This window comes from Enterobacter sp. C4G1 (genome assembly GCF_052886895.1).
On the sequence record NZ_JBQVVV010000001.1, the window covers coordinates 803,580 to 823,681 of the forward strand.

General features: G+C 54.2%; 16 protein-coding genes. 9 read left to right on the forward strand and 7 right to left on the reverse strand.

The window, feature by feature from the left end:
* Position 1 precedes the first annotated feature (1 nt).
* On the reverse strand, positions 2-2,044 hold the full coding sequence (gene prlC, locus ACT9TW_RS03945; protein ID WP_446491711.1) for an oligopeptidase A: 2,043 nt from the start codon (positions 2,042-2,044) through the stop codon (positions 2-4).
* A gap of 145 nt (positions 2,045-2,189) precedes the next feature.
* Positions 2,190-3,461: an acid phosphatase gene (locus tag ACT9TW_RS03950; RefSeq protein ID WP_446491712.1), complete on the reverse strand. Its 1,272-nt coding sequence runs from the start codon at positions 3,459-3,461 to the stop codon at positions 2,190-2,192.
* Positions 3,462-3,654: 193 nt separating this feature from the next.
* Here ACT9TW_RS03950 and ACT9TW_RS03955 point away from each other — a divergent pair, with 193 nt between their 5' ends.
* From ACT9TW_RS03955 to ACT9TW_RS03965, 3 genes are all read left to right on the forward strand, one after another.
* Entirely contained in the window at positions 3,655-4,497 is an 843-nt protein-coding gene (locus ACT9TW_RS03955; protein WP_315687187.1) for a 23S rRNA (adenine(2030)-N(6))-methyltransferase RlmJ, read from the forward strand.
* Between the two features lie 71 nt (positions 4,498-4,568).
* On the forward strand, positions 4,569-5,921 hold the full coding sequence (gorA, locus tag ACT9TW_RS03960; RefSeq protein WP_446491713.1) for a glutathione-disulfide reductase: 1,353 nt from the start codon (positions 4,569-4,571) through the stop codon (positions 5,919-5,921).
* A gap of 271 nt (positions 5,922-6,192) precedes the next feature.
* Positions 6,193-7,842, forward strand: coding sequence for an alpha,alpha-trehalase (locus tag ACT9TW_RS03965; RefSeq protein ID WP_446491714.1), 1,650 nt, complete (start codon positions 6,193-6,195; stop codon positions 7,840-7,842).
* 47 nt (positions 7,843-7,889) lie between these two features.
* Here the strand turns inward: ACT9TW_RS03965 and ACT9TW_RS03970 are convergent, their stop codons facing one another.
* Complete coding sequence (locus tag ACT9TW_RS03970) at positions 7,890-9,479, reverse strand: STY4199 family HEPN domain-containing protein (RefSeq protein WP_446491715.1); 1,590 nt, start codon at positions 9,477-9,479, stop codon at positions 7,890-7,892.
* Positions 9,480-9,627: 148 nt separating this feature from the next.
* Between ACT9TW_RS03970 and ACT9TW_RS03975 the strand changes: the two genes are divergently transcribed.
* Together ACT9TW_RS03975 and ACT9TW_RS03980 are read left to right on the forward strand one after the other, a co-directional pair.
* Positions 9,628-10,158 carry a GNAT family N-acetyltransferase gene (locus tag ACT9TW_RS03975; RefSeq protein WP_446491716.1) on the forward strand — a complete coding sequence of 177 codons (531 nt, stop codon included), beginning with the start codon at positions 9,628-9,630 and terminating at the stop codon, positions 10,156-10,158.
* An 80-nt stretch (positions 10,159-10,238) separates the two neighbouring features.
* Positions 10,239-10,688, forward strand: coding sequence for a lysozyme (locus ACT9TW_RS03980; RefSeq protein ID WP_182063488.1), 450 nt, complete (start codon positions 10,239-10,241; stop codon positions 10,686-10,688).
* A gap of 3 nt (positions 10,689-10,691) precedes the next feature.
* Here the strand turns inward: ACT9TW_RS03980 and ACT9TW_RS03985 are convergent, their stop codons facing one another.
* Entirely contained in the window at positions 10,692-11,294 is a 603-nt protein-coding gene (locus ACT9TW_RS03985) for a response regulator transcription factor (protein ID WP_446491717.1), read from the reverse strand.
* 233 nt (positions 11,295-11,527) lie between these two features.
* Positions 11,528-12,286 (reverse strand): SDR family NAD(P)-dependent oxidoreductase, encoded by a 759-nt coding sequence (locus ACT9TW_RS03990; protein WP_446491718.1) that lies wholly within the window; start codon positions 12,284-12,286, stop codon positions 11,528-11,530.
* Positions 12,287-12,405: 119 nt separating this feature from the next.
* Between ACT9TW_RS03990 and ACT9TW_RS03995 the strand changes: the two genes are divergently transcribed.
* From ACT9TW_RS03995 to ACT9TW_RS04005, 3 genes are all read left to right on the forward strand, one after another.
* A complete protein-coding gene (locus ACT9TW_RS03995; RefSeq protein ID WP_446491719.1) occupies positions 12,406-13,305 on the forward strand; it encodes a LysR family transcriptional regulator in 900 nt (299 codons plus the stop codon).
* A 51-nt stretch (positions 13,306-13,356) separates the two neighbouring features.
* The gene (yhjD, locus tag ACT9TW_RS04000; RefSeq protein ID WP_446491720.1) at positions 13,357-14,334 is read left to right on the forward strand and encodes an inner membrane protein YhjD; all 978 of its coding nucleotides are present in this window, start codon (positions 13,357-13,359) and stop codon (positions 14,332-14,334) included.
* Positions 14,335-14,607: 273 nt separating this feature from the next.
* A complete protein-coding gene (locus ACT9TW_RS04005; protein WP_182062886.1) occupies positions 14,608-15,930 on the forward strand; it encodes an MFS transporter in 1,323 nt (440 codons plus the stop codon).
* 54 nt (positions 15,931-15,984) lie between these two features.
* Here the strand turns inward: ACT9TW_RS04005 and ACT9TW_RS04010 are convergent, their stop codons facing one another.
* Positions 15,985-18,027, reverse strand: a complete 2,043-nt coding sequence (locus ACT9TW_RS04010) for an AsmA family protein (protein WP_446491721.1) — start codon at positions 18,025-18,027, stop codon at positions 15,985-15,987.
* 123 nt (positions 18,028-18,150) lie between these two features.
* The gene (gene pdeH, locus ACT9TW_RS04015; protein ID WP_182062888.1) at positions 18,151-18,924 is read right to left on the reverse strand and encodes a cyclic-guanylate-specific phosphodiesterase; all 774 of its coding nucleotides are present in this window, start codon (positions 18,922-18,924) and stop codon (positions 18,151-18,153) included.
* A 231-nt stretch (positions 18,925-19,155) separates the two neighbouring features.
* Here pdeH and ACT9TW_RS04020 point away from each other — a divergent pair, with 231 nt between their 5' ends.
* Entirely contained in the window at positions 19,156-20,085 is a 930-nt protein-coding gene (locus ACT9TW_RS04020) for a sugar kinase (protein WP_315687210.1), read from the forward strand.
* The last annotated feature ends 17 nt before the right edge of the window (positions 20,086-20,102 follow it).

Here is a 20,102-nt window from a genome sequence, read left to right on the forward strand (position 1 = left end):
ATCAGCCTTTGATCCCGTAATGCTCAAGCATCGCATCCAGCTGCGGCTCACGGCCACGGAAGCGTTTGAACAGCACCATTGGCTCTTCAGAGCCGCCACGCGTCAGGATGTTATCCAGGAACGACTGGCCGGTTTCACGGTTGAAAATGCCCTCTTCTTCGAAACGAGAGAAGGCGTCTGCCGCCAGCACATCGGCCCACAGGTAGCTGTAATAACCCGCCGCGTAACCACCTGCAAAGATATGGCTGAACGCGTGCGGGAAACGGCCCCAGGTTGGTCCTGGAATAACGGCGACCTGTTTTTTAATCTCGGCCAGGGTTTCGAGGATTTTCGCCCCTTGTTCCGGACTGAACTCGGCGTGCAGGCGGAAGTCGAACAGGCCGAACTCCAGCTGACGCAGGATAAACATCGCCGCCTGGTAGTTCTTCGCCACCAGCATTTTATCCAGCAGTTCTTTTGGCAGCGGTTCGCCGGTTTCAAAGTGACCAGAGATGAACGCCAGCGCGTCCGGCTCCCAGCACCAGTTTTCCATAAACTGGCTTGGCAGCTCGACTGCATCCCACGGCACACCGCTGATACCGGCAACGCCTGCGGTTTCAATGCGGGTCAGCATATGGTGCAGGCCGTGACCGAATTCGTGGAACAGGGTGATCACTTCGTCGTGTGTAAACAGCGCAGGTTTACCATTAACCGGACGGTTAAAGTTACAGGTCAGGTAAGCGACCGGTTTTTGCAGCGAACCATCCGCTTTACGCATCTGGCCCACGCAGTCGTCCATCCATGCTCCACCGCGTTTGTTTTCACGCGCATAGAGATCCAGATAGAAGCTGCCGCGCAGCTCGTTCTTCTCGTCATACAGCTCGAAGAAACGCACGTCCGGGTGCCAGACTTCAATGTCAGTACGCTCTTTGGCGGTAATGCCATAGATACGTTTCACCACTTCGAACAGACCGTTTACCGCTTTGTTTTCCGGGAAGTACGGGCGCAGCTGCTCATCGCTGATGCTGTAGAGATGCTGTTTCTGTTTTTCGCTGTAGTAAGCGATATCCCACGGCTGTAGCTCATCCACACCGAATTCAGCTTTCGCGAAAGCGCGCAGCTGAGCCAGCTCTTTCTCGCCCTGCGGACGAGCGCGTTTTGCCAGGTCGGTTAAGAAATCCAGCACCTGCTGTGGGTTTTCCGCCATTTTGGTGGCGAGAGATTTGAAGGCATAGCTTTCAAAGCCCAGCAGTTGCGCCAGCTCGTGACGCAGGGCGAGGATTTCAGCCATCACCGGGCTGTTGTCCCATTTGCCCGCATTTGGGCCTTGATCGGACGCACGGGTGCTGTAAGCGCGGTACAACTCTTCGCGCAGTGCCTGGTTGTCGCAATAGGTCATTACCGGCAGGTAGCTTGGGATATCCAGCGTTAACAGGAAACCGTCCAGCTCTTTCGCTTCGGCCTGTGCTTTCGCTGCCGCCAGTGCGCTTTCCGGCATCCCGGCAAGCTCTGCTTCGTCGGTTACTTGCTTCGTCCAGCCCATTGTGGCATCCAGCACGTTGTTGCTGTACTGGTTGCCCAGCTCAGACAGACGCGCGGCAATTTCGCCATAGCGAGTCTGTTTCTCTTTTGGCAGACCAATACCGGACAGCTCAAAATCACGCAGCGCGTTATCCACAGATTTCTTCTGCGCGGTATTCAGTGACGCATAGTGATCGCCATCGCGCAGGTCGCGGTAGGCCTGGTACAGCCCTTCATGTTGACCCACCCAGGTGCTGTACTCAGAGAGCAGCGGCAGGGTTTGCTCATAGGCTTCGCGCAGCTCCTGGCTGTTTTTCACCGAATTCAGATGACTCACTGGCGAAAAGATACGGCCCAGCACGTCATCCACTTCCGCCAGCGGCTGACACAGAGTTTCCCAGGTGTACGGCGCACCTTGCGCTACCACGCTTTCTACCGCCGCACGGCAATTATCCAGCGACTGCGTAACGGCTGGAACCACATGCTCAGGGAGGATTTTAGAAAACGGTGGCAACGAAAAAGGCGTCAGTAATGGATTGGTCATAAGCGCTGTCCTGTTGAAGAAGATGAATGAAGCGCGCATCCGGCGCTGTACATATTGGTTCAGTAATGGGGTTAAGTGTAGAGGATTTCAATGGCGCAAGCGGGGAATTACGCCCGACAGCGTAACGCTGTCGGGTATGGGTTACTTAGTGTGCATGATGCCCGAGCGCATAGGCAGCAGGCAGGTTCAGACGCTGCCAGAACTGCTGATCCGGCGTTGTCCCGGAGAGCGGATAACCCGCAGGCAGGGCAGTTTTCACCATCAGCGCCTGGCGCTGGGTTGCACTGAGGTTTGGCAGTGCCGCTTCCAGCAGCACATCGGCCCCTTCAGGCACTTTCAGACGCTGCTGTTCGCCTTTTTGCTGCGGCAGATCGTAGGTCATGGTGAAGCGATAGAACGTCTGCATGGCCGGGTCACGATACGGATCGTTCTTACCGTCGGTCTTTGCGCACTCAATCAGCGATGTCCCACACTCTTTTTCCAGTGCGGTGCGCAGCTGGTCGCGGGCTTCGTTAAACAGCGCGCGATAGCTGGCGTCATTCAGATAATGGGCTACATTACGCTGCGCCACCATTCGCGAGCCCATCACATCCAGCGGATAATGCACGCCGAGGACAATACGGGAATAGCCATAGCGTGCCCCCCGCGTCACCAGCGCATCAAAACGCTCCGGGATCATCTCTGCCATCATCAATGCGTCGGTGTAACCGGTGTTGGTGTGCCCGCTCGGGAACGAGCCGCCGTCAGCGGTATAGGGTTGATTGTCTTTTACCACCACGTCATCAGGCACCAGATGAATGGTATTGCCCTGGATAAGGAACGGGCGCGGGTTATTAAAGTGCTTTTTCGCCTCGCCAGTGCTGACTTCAGATGCCTTAATCAGCGCCGCGGCTTTGCCAAGTTCCCCTTTGTCATAGGCAGCAAGAAATGCCTTACCCAGACGCGGCCCCAGCGCGTCGCTCAGGAAGTAGAGATAGCTAATCCCTTCGGCATCCGCCAGTGCCTGATGGCGAGTGAGTTGCGAAGCATCGTGGTTAATGGCGGTCACTGTTTGGAGGTTTGCGTTGATAACGGTCTCGGGCAGTTTACTGAATACCGAAAGCAGGTCGATACCCGCCTGCTGGTTCTCTTTCACCCGGAAGTCATAGCCGCTTGCCTTAAGCCAGGCTTTATCGGCCTGGGTTTTATTCTGCTTCGCCTTTTCGAGCTGGTCACGCGTGAGCGTGGCGGCATCACCTTTCAGCGCGGCACGCAGTTGCGCCAGCGTCTGAGTTTCCAGAGCATCAAACGACGGGCTGGCAGATGCCGGCGTAACGCTGCTGGCGATCTCGGCCGCCTGGCTGAGCGGAACCTCTTTTGCCAGTACCGGCAGCGCGAGGAGGAGTGCTGATGTGAGCAGTGTGAATTGCAGCTTCATTATTTTTCCTTTTATTCAAAGAATTACCTTGCCTGCCTGCGACGCTAGCCCTGCTGGTTGACACTTTTATGACACCGATATGTTTTGCAACGCTTTTGCCGGAATTGAAACAGCACGGCGCTTTAGCGGTAATCCAGGCGGATCTACGGTAAACTAGCGCTTAACTTGTCTACTTCCCGGAATCTCTGCATCCATGCTCAGTTATCGCCACAGCTTTCACGCAGGCAACCACGCCGACGTCCTTAAACACACCGTTCAGAGCCTGATCATTGAAGCGCTCAAAGAGAAAGATAAACCCTTTCTCTACCTGGACACGCACGCCGGCGCGGGCCGTTATCAGCTGAGCGGCGAGCACGCCGAGCGTACCGGTGAATATCTCGAAGGCATCGCCCGTATCTGGCAGCAGGATGACCTGCCGGCAGAGCTGGAGCCTTATATCGGCGTGGTTGAGCATTTCAACCGCAGCGGCCAGCTGCGTTACTACCCAGGCTCTCCGCTGATTGCCCGCCAGCTGCTGCGCGAGCAGGACAGCCTTCAGTTGACCGAACTGCACCCGAGTGATTTTCCACTGCTGCGTTCCGAATTCCAGAAAGATAACCGCGCCCGCGTGGAAAAAGCCGATGGCTACCAGCAGCTGAAAGCCAAACTGCCGCCGGTTTCCCGCCGTGGCCTGGTGTTAATTGACCCGCCGTACGAAATCAAAACCGACTACCAGGCGGTGGTGACCGGCATCAACGAAGGCTACAAACGCTTTGCAACCGGCACTTATGCACTTTGGTATCCGGTGGTACTGCGCGCGCAAATCAAGCGCATGATCAAAGACCTGGAAGCCACCGGCATCCGCAAAATCCTGCAAATTGAGCTGGCCGTGCGCCCGGACAGCGACCAGCGCGGCATGACCGCCTCCGGCATGATTGTGATCAACCCGCCGTGGAAGCTCGAAGCGCAAATGAACAACGTGCTGCCGTGGCTGCACAAAACGCTGGTGCCAGCCGGTACCGGCCATGCGACAGTGAGCTGGATCGTGCCTGAGTAATCGCAGTCATTGGTGGAACCTATTGATTTCAGGTATACAATCGCGGCAATTCACGATTAAGGATAAAAGCTATGACGAAGCATTATGACTACATCGCAATCGGCGGCGGCAGCGGCGGTATCGCCTCTATCAACCGTGCAGCCATGTACGGCCAGAAGTGCGCGCTGATTGAAGCCAAAGAGCTTGGCGGCACCTGCGTGAACGTGGGTTGTGTACCGAAGAAAGTGATGTGGCACGCGGCGCAAATCCGTGAAGCTATCCATATGTATGGCCCGGATTACGGCTTTGACACCACCATCAATAACTTTGACTGGGACAAGCTGATTGCCAGCCGTACGGCTTATATCGACCGAATCCATACCTCGTATGACAACGTACTGGGTAAAAACAACGTCGATGTGATCCGGGGTTTTGCACGCTTTGTTGATGCCAACACGATCGAAGTCAACGGTGAGACGATCACTGCCGATCATATCCTGATCGCCACCGGTGGCCGCCCAAGCCACCCGGACATTCCAGGTGTGGAATACGGTATCGACTCTGACGGTTTCTTCGAACTGCCTGCTCTGCCAAAACGCGTTGCGGTTGTTGGCGCAGGTTACATCGCGGTAGAGCTGGCGGGTGTGATTAACGGTCTGGGCGCCGAAGCACATCTGTTTGTGCGTAAGCACGCACCACTGCGCAGCTTCGACCCGCTGATCGTCGATACCCTGGTCGAAGTGATGAACGCCGAAGGCCCGACCCTGCATACCCACGCCGTACCAAAAGCGGTCGTGAAAAATGCAGATGGCAGCCTGACCCTGGAGCTGGAAGATGGCCGTAGCCAGACCGTCGATTGCCTGATCTGGGCGATTGGTCGTGAGCCGGCAAACGACAACTTCAACCTGGCCGTCACTGGCGTGAAAACCAACGACAAAGGCTATATCGTCGTCGATAAATTCCAGAACACCAGCGTGCCTGGCATTTATGCGGTGGGTGATAACACCGGTGCCGTTGAACTGACTCCGGTCGCGGTGGCCGCTGGCCGTCGTCTCTCTGAGCGTCTGTTCAACAATAAGCCGGACGAGCATCTGGACTACAGCAACATCCCGACAGTGGTATTCAGCCACCCGCCAATCGGCACCGTGGGCTTAAGCGAGCCGCAGGCGCGCGAACAGTATGGCGATGACCAGGTGAAAGTGTACAAATCGGCGTTTACCGCGATGTATACCGCCGTCACCTCTCACCGTCAGCCATGCCGCATGAAGCTGGTATGCGTTGGCCCGGAAGAGAAAATTGTCGGTATTCACGGTATTGGCTTTGGTATGGATGAGATCCTGCAAGGCTTTGCTGTGGCACTGAAAATGGGCGCAACCAAGAAAGACTTCGATAACACCGTGGCTATCCACCCAACTGCGGCGGAAGAGTTTGTGACCATGCGTTAATTGCGGAATGCCCCTCCTCCCGAGGGGCATTTTTTTAACATTCATAAATCGTTGCAAAACGAATGTTCTGAAATCCTTCCCTGCACCGGCTCGTAATAATCCATCAGTACAATTAAAAATCAGCAACATAACAAAACCCTCTCTTTCCATATGCGCGACAAAACGTGATCTACCGCACATTTAACTCCCCACGCATCGAAGCGAATGTCTACGCTTATGAGACACCCGGAAAAACCTGTCATTGTGAATACAACCGGAGGTCCCTATCACTATGTTCAGCCAGAAACTACACGCCGCCGATATCGTCGAGTTCGGGATTGAGGAAGAACTTCGCTACGAGGCCGATCCCTGCGAGTTGAAACTGGATGAAATGATTGAAGCGGAGCCGGAACCCGAAATGATCGAGGGGCTGCCCGCATCCGATGCCCTCACCCCCGCCGATCGTTACCTTGAACTGTTTGAGCACGTGCAGTCATCGCGGCTGTTTGCAGACAGCAAAACCTTTCCCGACTGCGCACCGAAAATGGATCCGCTGGATATTCTTATCCGCTACCGCAAGGTAAAACGTCACCGGGATTTCGATTTGCGCCAGTTCGTTGAGAACCACTTCTGGATGCCGGAAGTGCTCTCCAGTGAATATATTTCTGACCCAAATCTTTCCCTGAAAGAGCATATTGATAATCTGTGGCCGGTGTTAACGCGCGAGCCGCAGGACCATATTCCCTGGTCGTCACTATTGGCGCTGCCGCAGGCGTATATCGTGCCCGGCGGGCGCTTCAGCGAAACCTACTACTGGGATTCCTACTTCACCATGCTGGGGCTGGCGGAAAGCGGACGCCACGACATGCTGAAGTGCATGGCGGACAACTTCGCGTGGATGATTGAGCGTTACGGCCATATTCCCAACGGCAACCGCACCTACTACCTGAGCCGCTCGCAACCGCCGGTGTTTGCCCTGATGGTCGAGTTATTCGAGGAAGATGGCGTGCGCGGCGCGCGGCGCTATCTCGACCATTTGTTACTGGAATATGCCTTCTGGATGGATGGCGCGGAATCGCTGCTGCTGAATCAGGCCTACCGTCACGTCGTGCGAATGCCGGACGGCTCTATGCTTAACCGCTACTGGGACGATCGTGACACGCCGCGCGATGAATCATGGATTGAGGATGTAGAAACAGCGAAACACTCCGGTCGCCCGCCGAACGAGGTCTATCGCGACCTGCGTGCGGGTGCGGCTTCGGGCTGGGATTACTCCTCCCGCTGGCTGCGCGATGCCGGGCGTCTTGCCAGCATTCGCACCACACAGTTTATTCCCATCGATTTAAATGCCTTCCTGTACAAGCTGGAAAGCACCATCGCTAATCTTTCTGGTCGGAAAGGTGATAAAGCGGCCGAAGCCCATTTCCGCCAGAAGGCAAGCGATCGCCGGGCAGCAGTAAACCGCTATCTGTGGGATGACGAGAACGGCTGTTACCGTGATTACGACTGGCGACGCGAAGAGATGGCATTGTTCTCCGCCGCCAGCATTGTGCCGTTGTATGTCGACATGGCGACCCACGAGCAGGCCGAACGTCTGGCCGATGCCGTTAACGCCCGTCTGTTGACGCCGGGCGGTATTTTAGCGACCGAGCATGAAACCGGCGAACAGTGGGATAAACCTAACGGCTGGGCGCCGTTGCAGTGGATGGCTATTCAGGGGTTTAAACGCTATGGCAACGACTCGCTAGGCGATGAGATTGCCCACAGCTGGCTGCAAACGGTGAACCATTTCTATAAGAAACATCACAAGCTTATTGAGAAGTACCATATCGCCAGCAGCACACCGCGTGAAGGTGGCGGTGGTGAATATCCGTTACAGGATGGGTTTGGCTGGACGAACGGTGTGGTGCGGCGTTTGATTGGGTTGTATGGGGAGCCGTAGGTTACCGGGGTGGTAGCGGTGAGTCACCCCGGCACTCTCCCGCAAAGTTACCGAATCACATCATAAATAGCGGTCTGAATAGACTGCCATTTTTTAGTGTTATCGTCCGGCTGCGCCTGGGCGCGACGCGTGGCCATATCCGTATCATGCTGCTGGCGTTTCACCACCGCAGGTACTGTGCAAAACGCCTTAAGATACTGCTTACGCAGCGAAGTCAGGGCATCACCGTTCGACATGGCATGGCTGAGGGTATTGATAAACCGACGGCACGGTTTTTCCTCCACCATTTGCGACCGGTAACGCAGCATCAACTCCAGCACGCCGTCGTGCTCCGCGGCCATCGCCTCTTCAGTCCATGAAAGCTTCCAGTCCATTCCGCCCTGGAGGAACAGCTGCGCCACGCGGGTGTCGTTACGGTTGATGGCCGAACGGAAATTGTTTTCATCCCAGGTCACGCCCATGCGCGTGAGTGTTTCACGTGAAGTGGGCGCTTCGCGCATCTCCTGAGTCGGGGAAGCTTCCTCTGCGTTCGCGGTTGCAGGTGGCGGCTTACCGCTGGTGACGAGCCAAAAACCTCCCATCACGATGGCAATCACCATCACCCCAACCGCCGCCCATAGCAGGCCAGAAATCAACTGGTCGCGCTGTTCTTGTGTACGCGGCGCACGCTGGGTCGGCTTTTCAATGGTGTCGCGCACCTCGAACAGATCGCCCCCGGTGATGCGGTCCATTTTTTGCGCGTTTTCCCAGAAGTTATGCAGCTCGCTGGCATCCACCGACATCAATCCCGCCGGGTTGATGCGCGTGCGCCCTTCTTCAAACGCCCGCTGAACGGGGCGGGTAATTTGTGTGTAGTAGTTATCCAGCAGCAAAATTTGTGCGGAGCTCAAACGCTGGTTAACGGCAATGCTGTTGCGGATCTGGCGGATATCATTCAGGAAGGTTTGCAGCGTTTTTCGCGGCTCAACCAGCAACGTCAGCATCAACGGGTCGCTAAACAACGGGGAGTAGTAACGGCTAAATTCCCGTTTATCCACCAGCATCTGTGCCAGCTCGCTAAACATCATGCCGCTGAGGATATCGTTGATTTCACCCAGCTTCAGCCAGCGCCGGACGCGGTCGGCGTTAAATAACGTTTTAAGGTGATTATTGAGCCGCACCGGATCGGGCCATGCCTGCTGGATAAGCCCCTTAATCATCAGCTCAATTGCCCGAACCTGCTTTTGCGCCTGCTGTTGTTGGATCTCGTTGCCTGCCGCAAGCTCCGTACTGTAGGTTAAAAGCGTCTGTTGCAGACGCACGTGTTCCAGGGCGGTCACAAAACGCATGGCCGCAATCAGCTGGTTTTCACTGACATCCTGCCCACTTTCGTACTGTGGGACTCGCTGCTGCAACAGGCGCAGTTGCAGCGTAAAGTCCGACATTTCAGCATCATTCAGGTTGAGTTTTTTCGCCACAGCGCCCCAGCCACCTAATGCGAGGCGGGCGCTATCCAGTTGTTCAAGGAACCAGCGAGGATCTTTGCCTTCCGAAACATGGACATTCAGGAGAAGCAACATTTCGACTGAGGCCTGACGAATGACCGCCAGGCAGTGCTCAAACTGCTCGCGGATATGATGTGATGTGCTGAGAGTCATTGTTTTCCTTCAGGGACAACGAATACATCATGGCAGACCCGATAAGGTCATTTTTCTTTTTATTTATACGAGGTTAAACCATACCTGAGTTTCTGTTGAAATACAGTGACAGCCCTATAATCATTTACACATGCTCTGGAGAACCCGAATGCCTTCCCTCACCACCGTACGTCTGACCTGCTCGCCGTTGCAAGCGTCTGACTGGCCCTTCTTTCTTGCATTGCAGCAGCATCCCGACGTCATGCGCTTTGTCGCAGAAGACCGTTCTGTTGCAGACATCCGCGAAGCCTTTGATTCCCGCCTTGCCCCGTGGGTGCCAGGCAGCGCGCAGTGGTTATGTCTGGTGGTGCGTGATGCCGCCAGCCAGACACCGCTGGGGGTCACGGGTTATATCCATCGGGAAGACGATTGCGCCGAAGTCGGTTTTCTTTTCGCGCCATCCGCCCAGGGCAAAGGTTATGGATTTGAGTCATTGCAGGCACTCTGTGATTTTGCGTTTAACCAGGGCGGCATCCGTCGGCTGACCGCTACCGTCACGGCGGGCAATATCGCCTCACGGGCTTTACTGGAAAAATCAGGGTTCAGGCTGGAAGGCGAAATGCGCGAAAGCTATTTTCTGTCCGGGCGCTGGCAAAATGACTGGCTGTTCGGTTTGCTCAAACACGAGTTTCAGGCTTAAAAGCACAGCGCAACGGCCATTTGGCGGATATTGATCACCCACCATTTCCTCTACAGTCATGCCAGAGAGAGGAAACGAATATGATATGCCGTTCGCTGAAGATATCGTCGTCTGGAATTGAATTAATTAAACAATATCAGGGTCTGTCCCTTGAGAAATATTGTGATGAAAGTGGTTTATGGATTATTGGATTTGGCCACGTGATCGGTCCGAAAGAGACAACTTCCGCGTTTATTACTCTGGCTCAGGCCGAACAATTTCTCTACGACGATATTCAGAAATGTGAAGACGTTCTACGGGAAAATATCGCCCGTCCGCTGACGCAAGAAAAACATGATGCCCTTATTTCATTGATATTCAGCTGCGGGATTAAAGACTGTCTGAACACTGGCATTATTCAGGAGGTTGCACGCGGTAATAACGCGCAAGCGACACTGCTCTGGCGTAATGCTCTTATGCTTAATGGCAAAAAGATCAACAGCCTGGCGCAGCAACGCCAGGCTGAATGTGCACTTTTCGACAGCGAATAAACCTCAGGCTACCCGGGTATAAAATAGGGCTGCCTGCGTGCGATTTTTGACATCCAGGCGGCGAAAAAGCGCTTCCAGATGGGCTTTTACCGTTCCCGTGCTGATGTTTAGCGTGCGGCTAATTTCTTTGTTCGTCTCACCCGCCGCCAGCAGTTTTAGCACTTCGCGCTGGCGCTCACTCAGTGAAGAGAGCTCCTGCTGCGGCCGGGAAGGTTGTTTAAGCCAGTCGCACGGGAAACAGACCATCCCCTTCGATACCGACTTCAGCATTGCAGCGATCATTTCCGGGTGTGCATTGCGGGGAATAATGGCCGTGACATTATTCTGCATAAGCTGCTCCACCCATCTGACATCGTGTTTTGCCAGCACCATGACCACACGCAGTGCCGGAAAACGCAGCATAATCTCTTCCAGCATCGTCATGCCGGCATCCTCAATAAAGCGGCCGTCAATCATGAGGATAGATGTTGGCGAGGCGGATAAAAGCGCCCATAGCTCATCAGTCTGACGGGTTCCCGATATATTTATTTCTGGAATTAATTCTTGCAGACGGTTTATCGCTCCATGAATAAATATTGACTGCCTGTCAAACATGATAACTCGCATTATTTTTACTCCCACTGAAAACCCCGTGCCACGAAGTATCGTCATGGATAGATAATAAGGGCTTAATAATTCGAGGGGGGATTCTACAGAGGGTCTGCCTGAGAACAAACTCAACGACGGGAAGCGTTACAAAATGCTGAGTTTGATTAAATTTTGCCAGATTTTGACATATTTTCCTTAAGGAATACCTTAAGCACCGACAATACGGGGATCCCTCCCCGCAGATTATTGCATTACAGGAACATCCCGCCTGAAACTTCAATACGCTGGGCGTTCATCCAGCCCAGTTTATCGCTCAGCAACGCGGCGATCGCATCACCAATATCGTCCGGTAGGCCCACGCGACCCAGCGCGGTTTGAGACGCCAGCATCTGATTCAGCTGCGCGTTGTCTCGCACCCGTCCACCGCCAAAATCGGTTTCAATCGCGCCCGGGGCAATAATATTGACCGAGATCCCTCGCGCACCCAGCTCTTTTGCCTGATAGCGGGTCAGCACCTCCATTGCCCCTTTCATTGAGGCGTAAGCCCCGGAGCCTGGCTGTGTAAAACGCGCCAGCCCGCTGGACACATTCAGGATGCGGCCACCGTCTTTAATCACCGGCAACAGTTGCTGGGTCAGAAAAAACGGGCCTTTGAAATGGATATTCATCGCCTCATCAAACTGCGCTTCCGTCGTCTCGGCAAAGGGCGCATATAAACCCGTACCTGCGTTGTTCAATAAATAATCAAAGGTATCACGCTGCCAGATGTTTTTGAGCGTTTCCTGAACCTGCCTGGTGAAATCCTCAAAGCTGGCGACATTGCCGACGTTAAGCTGTAATGCTGCGGCTTTAACGCCTTTTCCCTCAATTTCCCGCACAACTTCAAGCGCTTCTTCCTCGCTGCTGTTATAGGTCAGGATAATTCCTGTACCTGCATCAGCCAGCTTCAATACCGCGTTTTTCCCCAGGCCACGGCTACCACCTGTTACTAATGCAATACGTTCAGACATAAGAAACCTCGTTCCGGCTGTTATGAAGATTGAGAAAGAGCTTATTAGGTGATAGAAGATCAATAAAGACAGTAAGAAACGCTTCACTGTTTCATTACAAACAACAATGAGCCACGCCTATGGATAAAATTCACGCAATGCAGCTCTTCATCCGTGTCGCAGAACTGGAAAGTTTTTCCCGCGCGGCGGATACCTTAGGCCTGCCGAAAGGGAGCGTTTCGCGGCAAATTCAGGCGCTGGAAAACCTGCTGGGCACGCAGCTTTTACACCGCACCACGCGTCGCGTCAGCCTGACGCAGGACGGCATGGTCTATTACGAGCGTGCAAAAGATCTGTTGACCAACCTCGACGAACTGGACGGCATGTTCCAGCTTGATCCCTCCAGCATCAGCGGACGATTGCGTGTCGATATGCCTGTGGGCGTTGCTCGAAATTTAGTCATCCCTAAACTCCCGGCATTTTTACAGCAGTATCCCGGTATTGAGCTGGAACTCAGCAGCAGTGACCGCCTGGTCGATGTGATCCGCGAAGGGTTTGACTGTGTGGTGCGCGTCGGCACGCTGAAGGACTCCGGACTGATTGCCCGCCCGCTAGGTAAGCTGTCGGTGATTAACTGCGCCAGCCCAGAGTATCTGGAGCGTTTTGGTTACCCGGATAGTCTGGACGATTTGGCTTCACATGCGGTCATTCACTATGCCGCCAGTCTGGGCACTCGCCCGCAGGGCTTTGAGTATTACAACGGCAACACGACGCAGTGGATAAAAACGGGCGGGATACTGACCGTAAACAGCACGGAAACCTACCATGCGGCCTGTATCGCCGGGCTGGGGATAATCCAGGTGCCCCGTGTTGGTGTGCGTGATTCGCTGCGTGCCAAAAAATTGCTCGAGATCCTGCCGCAATACCGCGCAGAACCCATGCCCGTGTCGCTGATTTATCCGCACCGGCGTAACCTCTCCCGCCGGGTGCATCTGTTTATGGAGTGGCTAACCGTATTAATGAAAGCCTATGTTGATTAAGGGCAGGCTATAATTTCAATTACATCCCGCCAAACGAACAAGGAAAAGCGTGTGACGCCGGAAAACAACCAGCAACGTCCCCCACAGGAAAACACCCCAGGAAAAGCCGTCAACGCGCTGAAAACAGTCACCAGCACGGCACAGAAGATCCAGCGTCGGCCTTTGATTGCCCATCTGATACGCGCGACTGAGCGCTTCAATGATCGTATGGGGAATCAGTTTGGCGCCGCCATCACCTATTTCTCATTTCTGTCGATGATCCCCATCCTGATGGTGTCGTTTGCTGCCGCAGGTTTTATTCTTGCCTGGCATCCGACGTTGCTCCAGGACATCTTCGACAAGATCCTGATGAACGTCAGCGACCCCACGCTTGCGGGTACGCTTAAAAGCACCATCAATACCGCCGTGCAGCAGCGTACCACCGTGGGTCTGGTCGGTTTGCTCATTGCGCTCTATTCCGGCATTAACTGGATGGGAAACCTGCGTGAAGCCATTCGCGCCCAGTCCCGCGAAGTATGGGAACGCACGCCGCAGGAGCAAGAGAAAATTTGGGTTAAGTACCTCCGTGATTTTGTTTCGCTGATTGGCCTGCTTGTGGCCCTGATTGTGACGCTATCCATTACCTCTGTTGCCGGTTCAGCACAGCAGATGATTATCTCAGCGCTCTATCTCGACAGCATTGAATGGCTTAAACCTGCATGGCGAGGCATTGGGCTGGCCATTTCTGTCTTTGCCAATTACCTGCTGTTCTTCTGGATATTCTGGCGGTTACCACGCCACCGGCCACGTAAAAAGGCGCTGATCCGCGGCACACTGATTGCGGCAATTGGTTTTGAAATCATCAAAATCGTGATGACCTACACCCTGCCAGCGCTGGTGAAATCCCCGTCGGGAGCGGCATTTGGCTCGGTGCTGGGGTTAATGGCGTTCTTCTACTTCTTCGCCCGCCTGACGCTGTTCTGCGCCGCATGGATAGCCACCGCGCAATACAAAGATGACCCGAGAATGCCTGGTAAAACCCACACCTGATGGAATATGCGGGCTGAATAAGAATGCAAAAATTCAGCCCGTTCTATAATTTCAGAATATAAATCCAGTCCGTAACTTTTATTTAACCGAAAACCAGTTTTATCATCTAATATTTAAAAACTGTGAAGCATTTCATAGAAGATATTTTGCTGGTCTGAAAATTATTCGCTTTTTGCTGCTTTTATCGCCATTCATCCAGTTTGTTACAGATTGAAATGTCGCTTTTGCTGTGCGTAATATGGCCGTTCGTTCGTCAAAATATAAGAATATTTTATGCAAGCAACCGCCACAACACTCGACACTGAACCGGAAAGCACGCCGGTTAACTCACGTAATAAAGTTGTCGTCGCCTCGCTGATTGGCACCGCCATTGAGTTCTTCGACTTTTATATTTATGCCACAGCTGCGGTTATCGTTTTCCCGCATATCTTCTTCCCGCAGGGTGACCCAACGGCCGCCACGCTACAGTCTCTGGCGACATTCGCCATCGCCTTCGTTGCGCGCCCGATTGGCTCTGCACTGTTTGGTCACTTTGGCGACCGCATCGGCCGTAAAGTCACGCTGGTGGCGTCACTGCTGACCATGGGGATTTCTACCGTGGCGATCGGCCTGCTGCCGACTTACGAAACCATCGGCATTATGGCGCCGGTTCTGCTGGCGCTGGCGCGCTTTGGTCAGGGTCTGGGGCTGGGTGGTGAATGGGGAGGTGCAGCGCTGCTTGCAACCGAAAACGCCCCTGCCCGTAAACGCGCGCTTTATGGCTCTTTCCCGCAGTTGGGTGCGCCGATTGGCTTCTTCTTTGCCAACGGCACTTTCCTGCTGCTCTCCTGGCTGCTGACGGATGAGCAGTTCATGAACTGGGGCTGGCGTATTCCGTTTATCTTCTCTGCCGTGCTGGTTCTGATTGGCCTGTACGTGCGCGTTTCTCTGCATGAAACGCCAGTGTTTGCCAAAGTTGCGGCGGCGAAAAAGCAGGTCAAAGTGCCGCTGGGCACGTTGCTGACAAAACACGTTCGCGTGACCGTGCTGGGCACGTTCATCATGCTGGCGACCTATACGCTGTTCTACATCATGACGGTCTACTCAATGACGTTCAGCACCGCTGCCGCACCTGTTGGTCTGGGGCTGCCGCGTAATGAAGTGCTGTGGATGCTGATGATGGCGGTTGTTGGTTTTGGCGTGATGGTGCCGATTGCAGGCCTGCTGGCGGACAAATTTGGCCGTCGCGCAAGCATGATTGTTATCACCTCGCTGATTATCCTGTTTGCGCTGTTTGTCTTCCCGCCGCTGCTGGGCTCAGGCAGCCCTTCGCTGGTGATGGCTTATCTGTTGATTGGTCTGAGCCTGATGGGACTGACCTTCGGCCCGATGGGCGCGCTGTTGCCAGAACTGTTCCCGACCGAAGTGCGTTATACCGGAGCGTCTTTCTCCTATAACGTCTCTTCTATCCTGGGGGCATCTGTTGCGCCGTATATTGCCACCTGGTTACAGGCTAACTATGGTCTGTTCTATGTGGGTGTGTATCTTGCAGCGATGGCGGCACTGACGCTGATTGCGTTGCTGCTGACCCACGAAACTAAAGATCATTCTCTGTAAGCAGGTCATGCCGGGTGGCGGCTTCGCCTTACCCGGCACAAACAGACCGCACCATCACTTCTTCATTTGCGCCAGAATTGTCCGGCACTGATTCGCATCCCCTTCCGACGGTGATACCAGAGCCAGCAGAGCTGCCGCTGGCGTCACCAGCGTAGCCAGCGCCGCCGCAACCGCACCACGCGCAATCAGCGGCCCGGCTTTCACGCCAGCCTGCGGATACTTGAATGAACCGCGCACATACAGCGGTGAACGCAGGGTGATGATACGAATGCCCTTACTCTCAGGATCGATAGTCAAATCCAGCTGTTCAGAGGCCATACTGGCCGTCCCGGTGACATTGATAACGGCATTTTCCGTGTCGAAGGCAAAAATCTGCGGGCGCGCAACACCATTGACCAGATCCAGGTTCGCCGCTGCGCAGTTCACACGGATTTCATCGTCGCCAAAAATCTGCCCGATAATGTAGTTACCAACGTTAAGCCCGAGGATCTCCATCAAATTCCGGCTCACCAGCCCGTCATTCATCAGGAGCTTCAGGTTGCCGTTACTGCTGCCCAGCAACGCCGCCACCGAATTACCCACACCGCGAATATCCGCATCGCCGTTCATCTCGCCCAGGGTTTTCTGCATCAGTGCAATATCCGGCATCAGTTGCTTTAGCTTCAGCCGCCGCGCCTGAATATCCGCCTGCCCGTGCATCGGCTTTTTATCCCCTTCAAGATGAATATTGGAAGAGATAGTCCCGCCCGCCAGGCCAAATTTCAGCGGCTGTAAGCGCAGGTCGGCATTATTAAGGATCAGGTGCGTGGAGAGGTCGCTGATGGGCAAGGTGCTACCGTGCTCGATTTTGCGCCCTTTAAAACGGATATCGGCATCCATGACGTTCCACTTGTCGGTTTCAAAGCGTTCATAAGGCAGGACTTTACCCGCCGGCTGGGGATCCTTTTTGACCTCTTTGGTCTTCGTGCCTTTACCAGAATCGATACCAATCAGCGGCCCCAGATCGGCCAGGCGTAGCTGGCGAGACTCCACATCGCCTTCCAGTTTCGGACGTGGTTTTCCGGTGGTATACGTCAGAGAACCGTGGATATCGCTATCCCCAATCCGGCCATTAAAATCGCGGTAATTGAAAACTGACGCAGTTTGCAGGTCGATTTTCGCCGTTAAATGCCCGTCGGTTTCAAAAGGTGGCGTATCGGGCAGCAGTACGCCGGTCAGGTCATATAGCTCGCCAAGTGAATCCCCGGCGAATTTCAGCCGCAGGTCAACACCGCCCATTTTCATTGGATCGTTAACCGTACCCACGAATGCCACGCGGGTATTCCCCGAACGAAAATCGGCCTGTACCGGGAAAGGTGTCCCTTCGCTTCGCAGCGCCAGCGTCCCGCCGATTTTACCCGTGCCGCTCAGGGGCTGGCCGTTGTAGCGCCCTTTCGCCGTCAGGCCAAACACGTAATCGCCTGCTTTGCTGCTATCGCCTTTTTCTTTGCTGCCCGTCACCTCGCTAAACGGCAGCGGTTTCCCCAGCGGATCGACCATGATCTCCACATCCGCTTTACTCACCTTGTCATCAATGAGGATCCGCCCGCGATCGAAAAGAACATTATCCAGGTGAAAAGACCAGGACGACGGCTGAGCATCAGGCGTGCTATCACCACTGCTGGCGAGATTGAACGTCCAGTTGTTATTTTTTTCAGATAAGCGGATCAGGCGCGCATCAGGCTGCTGGAGTTTGATCCACGGCAGATAGACCGTTTTGGTCAGTAGCGCGAGAGGGGCCAGCGTGGCTTCAACACGCGGCAGGTGCACCATAGTGATGTCGGGAATATCCGGCGGATTGCCAAGAATGATGTCATCGGCGTGAACATGCGGCCAGGGCACCCAGCTTCGCCAGCCGGTTTCCTCTTTCTGCCGCTCCCAAACCACGCCCAGATCGCCGCGAATGGCAAACGGCCGGTTCAGTTCGGTAGAGACTTTCTGGTTGATGGTCGGTTTAAGGCGGTTCCAGTCAAACGTCGCGAGAATGATGATTACCACCACAATCAACAACAAGAAAATCCCACATCCCCAGGTGACAATCCTGGTTGTTTTCGTCATTGTTTCCCCCTTTCCAGATGGCCTTACCTTTCATCAATATAGCTCATGACATAGGTAAGCGGGGGCCACTGCGTCCGGTAATAATGCGTAAGTGCGACGCACTATTACGGGAAACAGATTACTTTACAACGTAATAACGACGTTATTCAGGGTATCCATCGGGACAGGACGAGAGAGGAAATAGCCTTGCGCTGCTGCCGCAGGTGAGTTTTGTACATCACGCCACTCTTCCAGCGTTTCAACACCTTCAACAATGACACCCTGGCAATAACGGTTCATCAGTTGCAGGAGCAACGTGAACAGATTTCGGCCTTCCGGCGTCTGGCGCAGCATAATAAACAGGTCGCGAGCCACTTTGATGTAGTCATAGCGCACTTCACTGAGCGCGGAGAAGTTCGCCATACCTGTACCAAAGTCGTCCAGCCACAGCGGGCCAAACTCACACATAGTGGCAAATGACGAATCCTGAGGCAGGCTGACGTGCTCCACCAGCTCGAAGCGCATCCACGGCAGCGTGGCGATCAGCTCCTGCAATTTTGCGTTCTGGCGCAATGCTATCAGGGTCGGGCCGTCTACATTCACCGATGCAAGAATGTTGTGCTGAGTGAAAAACTCATGCTTTGTCGACAGCATTTTCAGCTGCTCTTCCAGCACATCGATGCGCTGGCGAACGGCCACTTCAGCAAAATAGCGATCCGGCGGAATACGCTGTGAAGGGTTCGACGGATGCGTAACAACCGTTAAAATCTCAATGGCCATCAACCGGCCGTCAGTACGGTAGATCGGTTGATAGGTATAGGCACGCTCACATTGCAGCCAGTAGCGATGCTCCTGCAAGTTCTCAATACTTGCCTCAGGCGTAGTGCTTAGCCGCTGGATAACCTGCTCTGACTTCATTTCAGATGTCCTGTTTTATGGGGATGACCTTTCTGGACTCGTCAAAGGGTTATCGGCGGGACAATTGAGAACTTTATGTCCAGTTCGCCGGGAAAATGAAATTAAGATGACAGAAATTATCAGGAATACGCGCTGGCTCAAAAAAAATATTGGAACGTCGTTTTAATATAGTTGACCACATAATCCACACAGCGCACACTGCTTCTAATTTATCTGTTCAGGTTCACGACTATGTCTAAAAAAATTGCCGTGATTGGCGAATGCATGATTGAGCTGTCACAAAAAGGCGCGGAAGTTAGCCGCGGTTTTGGTGGCGATACATTGAACACATCGGTTTACATTGCCCGTCAGGTCGCTCCCGACGCACTCGCCGTGAACTATGTTACCGCACTGGGTACGGACAGTTTCAGCCAGCAGATGCTGGAGTCCTGGCAGAGTGAAAATGTACAAACTTCCCTGATTCAGCAGATGGAAAACCGCCTGCCGGGTCTGTATTACATTGAAACCGACAGCACCGGCGAGCGTACGTTCTACTACTGGCGTAACGAAGCCGCGGCCAAGTTCTGGCTTGAAAGCGACGCCGCAGCTGCCATTTGTGAAGAACTGGCTACTTTTGACTATCTCTACCTGAGCGGGATTAGCCTGGCGATTTTAAGCCCGTCCAGCCGCGAAAAACTGTTGTCATTATTGCGTGAATGCCGCGCCAATGGCGGTAAGGTGATTTTCGATAACAACTACCGCCCTCGTCTGTGGGCCAGCCGCGAAGAGACGCAGCAGGTTTATCAGCAGATGCTGCAATGCACCGACATCGCGTTCTTAACGCTGGATGACGAAGATGCCCTGTGGGGCGAGAAACCGGTCGATGAGGTTATCGCCCGTACTCAGGCTGCAGGCGTGAGTGAAGTCGTGATTAAGCGCGGTGCAGAGTCGTGCCTGGTGGCGATTGCGGGGGAAACCGTTGTGGAAGTCCCGGCAGTCAAATTAGCCAAAGAGAAAGTGATTGATACCACCGCTGCGGGCGATTCATTCAGTGCGGGTTATCTGGCGGTACGTCTGACGGGCGGTACGCCAGAAGCGGCGGCACAGCGCGGGCACCTGACCGCCAGTACGGTGATTCAGTATCGCGGGGCGATTATTCCGCGCGAGGCAATGCCTGCGTAAATCAGGTGGGGGCTGAT

Coding starts and splice junctions, on each gene's coding strand:
- prlC (WP_446491711.1), bottom strand. CDS start 2,044: ATGACCAATCCATTACTGACGCCTTTTTCGTTGCCACCGTTTTCTAAA.
- ACT9TW_RS04020 (WP_315687210.1), top strand. CDS start 19,156: ATGTCTAAAAAAATTGCCGTGATTGGCGAATGCATGATTGAGCTGTCA.
- ACT9TW_RS03975 (WP_446491716.1), top strand. CDS start 9,628: ATGCCTTCCCTCACCACCGTACGTCTGACCTGCTCGCCGTTGCAAGCG.
- ACT9TW_RS03950 (WP_446491712.1), bottom strand. CDS start 3,461: ATGAAGCTGCAATTCACACTGCTCACATCAGCACTCCTCCTCGCGCTG.
- ACT9TW_RS03985 (WP_446491717.1), bottom strand. CDS start 11,294: ATGCGAGTTATCATGTTTGACAGGCAGTCAATATTTATTCATGGAGCG.
- pdeH (WP_182062888.1), bottom strand. CDS start 18,924: ATGAAGTCAGAGCAGGTTATCCAGCGGCTAAGCACTACGCCTGAGGCA.
- ACT9TW_RS03980 (WP_182063488.1), top strand. CDS start 10,239: ATGATATGCCGTTCGCTGAAGATATCGTCGTCTGGAATTGAATTAATT.
- ACT9TW_RS04005 (WP_182062886.1), top strand. CDS start 14,608: ATGCAAGCAACCGCCACAACACTCGACACTGAACCGGAAAGCACGCCG.
- ACT9TW_RS04010 (WP_446491721.1), bottom strand. CDS start 18,027: ATGACGAAAACAACCAGGATTGTCACCTGGGGATGTGGGATTTTCTTG.
- ACT9TW_RS03990 (WP_446491718.1), bottom strand. CDS start 12,286: ATGTCTGAACGTATTGCATTAGTAACAGGTGGTAGCCGTGGCCTGGGG.
- ACT9TW_RS03970 (WP_446491715.1), bottom strand. CDS start 9,479: ATGACTCTCAGCACATCACATCATATCCGCGAGCAGTTTGAGCACTGC.
- ACT9TW_RS03995 (WP_446491719.1), top strand. CDS start 12,406: ATGGATAAAATTCACGCAATGCAGCTCTTCATCCGTGTCGCAGAACTG.
- gorA (WP_446491713.1), top strand. CDS start 4,569: ATGACGAAGCATTATGACTACATCGCAATCGGCGGCGGCAGCGGCGGT.
- ACT9TW_RS03965 (WP_446491714.1), top strand. CDS start 6,193: ATGTTCAGCCAGAAACTACACGCCGCCGATATCGTCGAGTTCGGGATT.
- ACT9TW_RS03955 (WP_315687187.1), top strand. CDS start 3,655: ATGCTCAGTTATCGCCACAGCTTTCACGCAGGCAACCACGCCGACGTC.